This window comes from Phenylobacterium sp. (genome assembly GCF_031412415.1).
Taxonomy (GTDB): Bacteria; Pseudomonadota; Alphaproteobacteria; order Caulobacterales; family Caulobacteraceae; genus Phenylobacterium.
This window is the reverse complement of the sequence record NZ_JANOCX010000029.1, coordinates 1-7,182: the sequence shown is the minus strand read 5'-3', so window position 1 is coordinate 7,182 and position 7,182 is coordinate 1. Positions and strand designations below refer to the sequence as shown.

8 protein-coding genes are annotated in these 7,182 nt (G+C 67.8%); 2 read left to right on the top strand and 6 right to left on the bottom strand.

Features of this window, described 5'->3' with window-relative positions:
- Positions 1 to 286 precede the first annotated feature (286 nt).
- From RMO04_RS01365 to RMO04_RS01340, 6 genes are all read right to left on the bottom strand, one after another.
- Positions 287 to 1,162 carry a ParB/RepB/Spo0J family partition protein gene (locus tag RMO04_RS01365; RefSeq protein ID WP_309643003.1) on the bottom strand — a complete coding sequence of 292 codons (876 nt, stop codon included), beginning with the start codon at positions 1,160 to 1,162 and terminating at the stop codon, positions 287 to 289.
- A gap of 6 nt (positions 1,163 to 1,168) precedes the next feature.
- Positions 1,169 to 1,957, bottom strand: coding sequence for a ParA family protein (locus RMO04_RS01360; protein WP_405041447.1), 789 nt, complete (start codon positions 1,955 to 1,957; stop codon positions 1,169 to 1,171).
- Between the two features lie 7 nt (positions 1,958 to 1,964).
- Entirely contained in the window at positions 1,965 to 2,624 is a 660-nt protein-coding gene (rsmG, locus tag RMO04_RS01355) for a 16S rRNA (guanine(527)-N(7))-methyltransferase RsmG (RefSeq protein ID WP_309643001.1), read from the bottom strand.
- The gene (gene mnmG, locus RMO04_RS01350; protein ID WP_309643000.1) at positions 2,602 to 4,452 is read right to left on the bottom strand and encodes a tRNA uridine-5-carboxymethylaminomethyl(34) synthesis enzyme MnmG; all 1,851 of its coding nucleotides are present in this window, start codon (positions 4,450 to 4,452) and stop codon (positions 2,602 to 2,604) included. Before mnmG ends, rsmG begins: the two co-directional genes overlap by 23 nt.
- Before the next feature lie 129 nt (positions 4,453 to 4,581).
- On the bottom strand, positions 4,582 to 5,916 hold the full coding sequence (gene mnmE / locus RMO04_RS01345) for a tRNA uridine-5-carboxymethylaminomethyl(34) synthesis GTPase MnmE (protein ID WP_309642999.1): 1,335 nt from the start codon (positions 5,914 to 5,916) through the stop codon (positions 4,582 to 4,584).
- Positions 5,913 to 6,164 carry a DUF6489 family protein gene (locus tag RMO04_RS01340; RefSeq protein WP_309642998.1) on the bottom strand — a complete coding sequence of 84 codons (252 nt, stop codon included), beginning with the start codon at positions 6,162 to 6,164 and terminating at the stop codon, positions 5,913 to 5,915. The genes mnmE and RMO04_RS01340 overlap by 4 nt, the downstream gene beginning before the upstream one ends.
- A 100-nt stretch (positions 6,165 to 6,264) precedes the next feature.
- On the opposite strand from RMO04_RS01340, the gene RMO04_RS01335 reads away from it, so the two are divergent.
- Positions 6,265 to 6,969, top strand: coding sequence for a dienelactone hydrolase family protein (locus RMO04_RS01335; RefSeq protein ID WP_309642997.1), 705 nt, complete (start codon positions 6,265 to 6,267; stop codon positions 6,967 to 6,969).
- Positions 6,966 to 7,182: alcohol dehydrogenase catalytic domain-containing protein (locus tag RMO04_RS01330; protein ID WP_405041446.1), on the top strand; the 217-nt coding region annotated here is incomplete at its 3' end. The genes RMO04_RS01335 and RMO04_RS01330, both read left to right, overlap by 4 nt.

Below are 7,182 nucleotides of genomic sequence, written 5' to 3'. Positions count from 1 at the left end.
GCCGACATCCTGGGTCTCGAGGTCGAGGTGGTCGATCGGGGCGGGGCGGGGGAGCTCAGGATCAAGTACGCGACCCTGGAGCAGCTCGACGAGCTCTGCCGTCGGCTCAGCTCACGAGGTTGATTTTCGGCCCTCGCTAAGTCATTGATTTAGCAGGGCGCGTTTTCGGAATTCGACCTGTCACGAAACGACCGTGTACGAGTACGGACGCTCGGTCGGCTGTGCGCGTCAGGTCGAATTCCGAAAACGCGCCCTGCTAAATCAATGACTTAGCGAGGGCCGAAAATCAGCCTCGTGAGCTGAGCCGACGGCAGAGCTCGTCGAGCTGCTCCAGGGTCGCGTACTTGATCCTGAGCTCCCCCGCCCCGCCCCGATCGACCACCTCGACCTCGAGACCCAGGATGTCGGCGAGGTCGTTCTCCAAGGCCAAGGTGTCGGTGTCCTTGCCGGCCTTGCGCGGCGTCGCCGCCTTGGCGCCGGTCGGCGCCTTGCGAACCAACGCCTCGGTGTCGCGGACCGAAAGGCCCCGCGCGATGATGTTGTGCGCCAGGGTCAGGGGATCGCCCGCGCTCAGGATCGCCCGGGCGTGACCGGCGCTCAGCTTGCCCTCCATCACCAGCTCGCGGACCGCCACCGGCAGGTTCATGAGGCGCAGGGTGTTGGCCACGTGGCTGCGGCTCTTGCCGACGCTCTGGGCGACCTCGTCCTGGGTCCGGCCGAACCGGTCGATGAGCTGCTGGTAGGCGGCGGCCTCTTCGATGGCGTTGAGGTTGGCCCGCTGGACATTCTCGATGACCGCGATCTCGAGGACCTGCTGGTCGTCCAGTTCGCGGATCAGGGCCGGCATCGCCCGCAGGCCCGCCTTCTGGCTGGCCCGCCAGCGCCGCTCGCCGGCGACGATCTGGAAGGCGCCGGCCTCGCCGGGATCGGGCCGCACCAGGATCGGCTGCAGCACGCCCTTGCCTCGGATCGAGTCGGCCAGCTCGTCGATCTCGGTCTCGGCGAAGTGAACGCGCGGCTGGTCGGGATTGCGATGGATCAGCTCGATGGGAATCTCGCGCACCCCGGCGGCGTCGCCGGCGCCGGTGGCGACATTGGTCTCCTCGACGTCGCCCAGCAGGGCCGACAGCCCCCGGCCCAGTCCGCGTTTCTCGGCCATCATGGTTCCCTAAGCCGCCTTGGCGCGGCGGTCGCGCTCACGCATCACCACCTCGCGGGCCAGTTTCAGATAGGCCTGCGAGCCCCGGCACTTCAGGTCGTAGACCAGCACCGGCTTGCCGAACGACGGCGCCTCGGAGACCCGGACATTGCGGGGGATCACGGTCTGGTAGACCGTCTCGCCGAAGTGCCCACGCACATCCTTCGCCACCTGTTCCGACAAGCTATTGCGGCGATCGTACATGGTCAGGACCACACCCTGGATCTCCAGCGACGGGTTCAGGCTGCCCTTGACCAGATCCACCGTGCGCATGAGTTGGGTCAGGCCCTCGAGGGCGAAGAACTCGCACTGCAGCGGCACCAGCACCGCGTCGGCCGCGGCCATGGCATTGACCGTGAGCAGGTTCAGCGACGGCGGGCAGTCGATCAGCACGTAGGTGTAGGCCTTGGACGCACGGATCGAATCCATGGCGTCCCGAAGCTTGAATGAGCGGCGCGGCAGTTGGCCCAACTCCAGCTCGACCCCGGACAGGTCGGGGTCAGACGGCGACAGGTCCAGGCCTGGAATCTCGGTCTTGATGACCGACTCCTCCAGGGAGTGTTCGCCCATCAGGACGTCATAGAGCGTGATCTTGCGCAGGGCCCGGCCGATGCCCAGGCCCGTCGAGGCGTTGCCCTGAGGATCGGAATCGATCAGCAGCACCCGTTCGCCGACCGCGGCGAGGGCCGTGCCCAGATTGATCGCGGTGGTGGTCTTGCCCACCCCGCCCTTCTGGTTGGCGATCACCAGCACGCGCAGTTTACGGTCAGCGACCACGGCCCAGCCTTTTCACGCGCACGATACGGCCTCTGGCGTCACTCAAGCTGGGCAACACGTCCGCCTCGAATTCCCAATATCTCGTAGCCTCCTCAAGTTCGGACGCTACATCTTGGCCCTTGAGGAACAGCGCCGTCGCGCCACGCTTCAGGTAAGGCTGGCCATACCCGAACAGGCGGTGCAAGGGCGCGCAAGCCCGTGCGGTGACGATATCCACAGTCAGGGACAAGTCCTCCGCACGAGAATTGTGAACGGTGGCCGGCAGCTTCAGCCCCTCGACCACCTCGGTCAGGAACCGGCAACGCTTGGCCAGGCTGTCGATCAGGTGGACGTGGAAACCGGGGCAGTCTTTCTGCAGGATCGCCAGCACGATACCGGGCAATCCTGCGCCCGTGCCGAGGTCGGCCCAGGTAAGCGCCTCGGGCGCCAACGGCAGGATCTGGGCCGAGTCCCAGGCGTGCCGGGACCAGAAGACGTCCAATGTCGCGGGGCCCACCAGGTTCATCCGCTGGTTCCAGTCGATCAGGTATGACCGGTATTGCTCAAGGTCAGCCAAGGCGGCCGGACTGGCCCCAGCGGCGGCGGCGAAGTCGGCCGCGGTCGCCACCTCGATCACCTGGGCGAGGTCAGGCTGCGTGGCGACGGACATGGGCCAGCAGGGCTGTGAGCGCGCCGGGGGTGACGCCTTCGATGCGGGCCGCCTGGCCCAGGGTCAGCGGACACACGGCGATCAGCTTCTCGCGCACCTCGTTGGAGAGACCGCCGACACCGGCATAGTCCAGGTCCGCGGGAAGGCGCAGGTTCTCGTCCCGGCGGAAGGCGGCGACGTCCTGGGCCTGCCGGTCCAGATAGCCGGAATAGGCCGCGTCGATCTCGATCTGCTCCCGGATTTCCGGCGCCCAGGCCGCCAGTTCAGGCCAAATCACCGTGAGGTCTTCGAAGCTGATCGTCGGATACGACAGCAGCTGGGTCAGGTCACGAACCACGCCGTCGGCCTTGACCGGCAGGCCGGCTTTGGCGGCGACGTTAGGCGTCAGGGTCAGTTCAGCCGCCCGAGCGCGGGCATGACCGAGTGCTGCCGACTTGGCCATCCACGCTGTTTCACGTGAAACACTGACGACGCCCAAGGCCATACCGCGCGCGGTCAGGCGCTGATCGGCGTTGTCCGCGCGAAGCGACAGCCGGAATTCCGCTCGGCTGGTGAACATCCGATAGGGCTCGGTGACGCCGCGCGTCACAAGGTCGTCGATCAGCACGCCGATATAGGCTTCGTCGCGCCCGAAGGCCGCCGCGTCGAGACCTGACGCCGCGCGGGCCGCGTTGAGCCCAGCGACCAGACCCTGGGCCCCGGCCTCTTCGTAGCCCGTGGTGCCGTTGATCTGCCCGGCGAGATAGAGACCCGGCAGGCGCTTGACCTCCAGGGTGGGGTACAGCTCCCGCGGGTCCACATAGTCGTACTCGATGGCGTAGCCGTAGCGGCGGACCTCGACGTTCTCCAGCCCGGGAATGGTCCGCAGGAACAGGTCCTGGGTCTCTTCCGACACCGAGGTGGAGATCCCATTCGGGTAGACAGTGTCGTCGTCCAGCCCTTCCGGCTCCAGAAAGATCTGGTGGCTGTCCTTGTCGCCGAACCGGACCACCTTGTCCTCGATCGACGGGCAGTAACGCGGCCCCCTACCGTTGATCCGGCCGCCATAGACCGCCGACTCCGTCAGGCGCTCGGCGATGATCCTGTGGGTCTCAGCGGTCGTATAGGTCACGCCGCACTCGATCTGGCGGGTCGTGATCCTGTCGGTGAGGAACGAGAACGGGATCGGCTCTGCGTCCGCCGCCTGCATTTCCAGCCCGTCCCAGGCAATCGTCGAGCCGTCCAGCCGCGCCGGCGTGCCGGTCTTCAGGCGGCCCATGGTAAGCCCGCTGGCGTAGAGCCGGTCCGAAAGCCCGATAGCCGGCGCATCGCCCACCCGGCCGGCCGGCGTGCGAGTCTCGCCGCGATGGATCAGGCCCTTCAGGAACGTGCCGGTGGTCAGGACCACGCGGCCGGCCCGGTACTCGGTCCCCGAGGCGCCGATCACGCCCAGAACCACGCCGTCCGTGACGATCAGATCCTCAACCGCCTCGGCAAGCACCTCGAGGTTCGGCGTCTGCGCAAGTTCGGCCTGCATCGCCTGGCGATAGAGCTTGCGGTCGATCTGTCTGCGCGGGCCGCGCACGGCTGCGCCCTTGGAACGGTTCAGCATCCGGAACTGGATGCCAGCCTGGTCGGCCAAACGGCCCATCAGGCCGTCCAGGGCGTCGATCTCGCGGACGAGATGGCCCTTGCCCAGGCCGCCGATGGCCGGATTGCAGCTCATCTCGCCGATGGTTTCCAGCTTGTGGGTCAGCAGCAGGGTGGCCGCGCCGAAGCGCGCCGAGGCCGCCGCGGCCTCGCAGCCGGCGTGCCCTCCCCCGATGACAATGACGTCCCAAGCGCTCAAGCTACAGGTTCCCAAGCAAGACGCCCCCGGCGAGGCGGGGGCGAGCCGGGTCTATATAGCCAAGCGCGGGCGATTTTTCACGTGAAAGGTTTCAGGGCGCGTGATCGCCCTTGTTTCACGTGAAACAGCCTACTTCCCGATGCAGAAGCTGGAGAACACCCGGTCCAGCACGTCCTCGGGATCGATCCGGCCGGTGATGCGGTCCAGCGCCCTACCCGCCAGGCGCACGTCCTCCGCGGCCAGTTCCAGGTCTCCGTCATAGCCTTCAGCCCGGCGCAGACGCTCCAACGCCTCCCCCAGCAGCTCCCGGTGCCGTAGACGGGTGGCGGCTGGCGGCTCGGCGCCGGCCAAGGCGTCGATGACCCGGCGCTCCAGCGCCGCCTCCAGGGCGACGATATCAGCGGCCTCGCGTGCGCTGAGCCGCAGCACGTCAATGCCCAACGCCCGCGCCTCGACCACCGCATGGCCAGTCTCCGCGCCCGGCGGCAGGTCGGCCTTGTTGATCACGCACAGGTCGTGGGGGTGCAGGTCGGCCGGCGGGTTCGCCTTGGCGTCGCTGGCCCCATCCACGATCCAGAGCCGCAGATCGGCGTCGTGGGCCCAGGCGCGGGCGCGGCGCACGCCCTCCGCCTCGATCTCATCGGCGGTTTCACGCAGCCCAGCCGTGTCGGCCAGCAGGGCCTTGTAGCCCGCGAACCGCATGGGGACCTCGATGATGTCCCGGGTGGTGCCCGGCGTGGCGGTCACGATCGCGGCTTCCCGCCCCGCAAGAGCGTTGAGGATGGTGCTCTTGCCGGCGTTTGGCGCGCCGATCAGGGCGATCTTGAAGCCTTCGCGCACCCGCTCCCCGCGCCGGGCGTCCGCCAGGGCGTGCTCCAGATCGGCGATCAGGCCAGCCAGGATCGGCTTGGCGCGCCCGGCCACATCGGCGGGCACCTCCTCGTCGGGAAAGTCGACGGCGGCCTCGAACATGGCCAGGGCTTCGATCAGGGCCTCGCGCCAACGGGCCTGGGCCTGTCCCAGCGCCCCGTCCAGCTGGTCCAGGGCCTGACGACGCTGAGCTTCCGTCTCGGCCTCGATCAGGTCGGCGACGCCCTCGGCCTGGGCCAAGTCCAGCTTCCCGTGTTCGAAGGCGCGGCGCGTGAACTCGCCGGGCTCGGCCAACCGCAGGCCCAGGGCGACCAGCGCTTCCAAAAGCCCGGCCATGACGGCGGGTCCGCCATGCACGTGAAACTCGGCGCAATCCTCGCCGGTGTAGCTGTGCGGCCCCTCGAACCACAGGACCAGGGCCTGGTCCAGAACCGCTCCGTCGTGCCGCAGTTTTCGCAGCGCGGCGCGACGCGTCCTGGGTCGGCGATGAACCAAGGCGTCGAGCGCCCTGCCCGTGTCGGGACCAGACAGCCGAACGACACCGACCGCCGCGCGGCCGGGCGCCGTGGCCGCCGCGAAGATCGTATCGGTCATTTTGGGCGGGTGTTGCCCATGCCCGCGTCGACCGCCGCTGACATCAGCTTGCGGAAATTCTCCTGGGCGCCAGCCCCGAAAGCCGCCCAGTTCTTCATCAGCTCGTCGGGCGACAGCATGGCCATGTTGGAGGTCATGCGGGTCTGCATCTCTTCCACGAGTTTGTCGTTCAGTGGGGTGACGTCCGGCAGGCCCAAGAAGGCGCGGGCTTCCTGCGGGGAGCAGTCGACTTCGATGGTCATCTTCATCTGGTTTCCTCCGGCGTCCTGACGACATTGTTATGGCTGGTAACGGCGGCCCCGCGCTAGTAGCCGCGACGAGGGCTTTCACGTGTAACGGGAGACGCCGATGGGCGAGACGATAACGATCAAGGGCGAGGACGGCGACTTCACCGCCTATCTGGCGCGGCCCGCCAAGACCAACGCGCCGGCCGTCGTGGTGATCCAGGAGATCTTCGGGGTCAATCAGGTCATGCGCGACATCTGCGACGGTCTGGCCGCCGAGGGCTTCCTCGCCGTCTGTCCGGACCTGTTCTGGCGCATCGAGCCCGGGATCGACATCACCGACCAGTCCGAGGCCGAGTGGAAGCGCGCCTTCGAGCTGTTCAACGCCTTCGACGTCGACGCCGGGGTGAAGGACATCGCCTCGACCATCGATCAGGTCCGCGCCTTGGCCGAGGTCAATGGCAAGGTCGGCGCGGTAGGCTTCTGCCTGGGCGGGCTGCTCGCCTTCCTGACCGCGGCGCGCACCGACTCCGACGCCAGCGTCGCCTACTACGGCGTGGGGATCGAGAGCCGCCTGGCTGAGGCCGAGAAGCTCGCCGATCCCTTGCTGATGCACATCGCCGAGGAGGACCAGTTCGTGCCGAAGGAAGCGCAAACGCTGATCCTCGCCACCCTGAAGAACCACCCTCAGATCCAGATCCACACCTATCCGGGCCGCGACCACGCCTTCGCCAGGGTCGGCGGCGAACACTATGACGAGACCGACGCCCGGCTCGCCGGCGGACGCACCCTCGCCTTCTTCCAACAGCACCTGGGGACCGGCCAATGAAGGCGATCCGTTTCGAGCAGACCGGGGGCCCGGAGGTCCTACAGCTCGTCGACCTCCCGACCCCGACCCCCGGCCCCGGCCAGATCCTGGTCCGTCATGAAGCGATCGGGGTCAACTTCATCGACACCTATCATCGCTCCGGGCTCTATCCGCTTAAGCTGCCCAGCGGCCTGGGGATGGAGGCGGCCGGCGTCGTGGAGGGGCTGGGCGAGG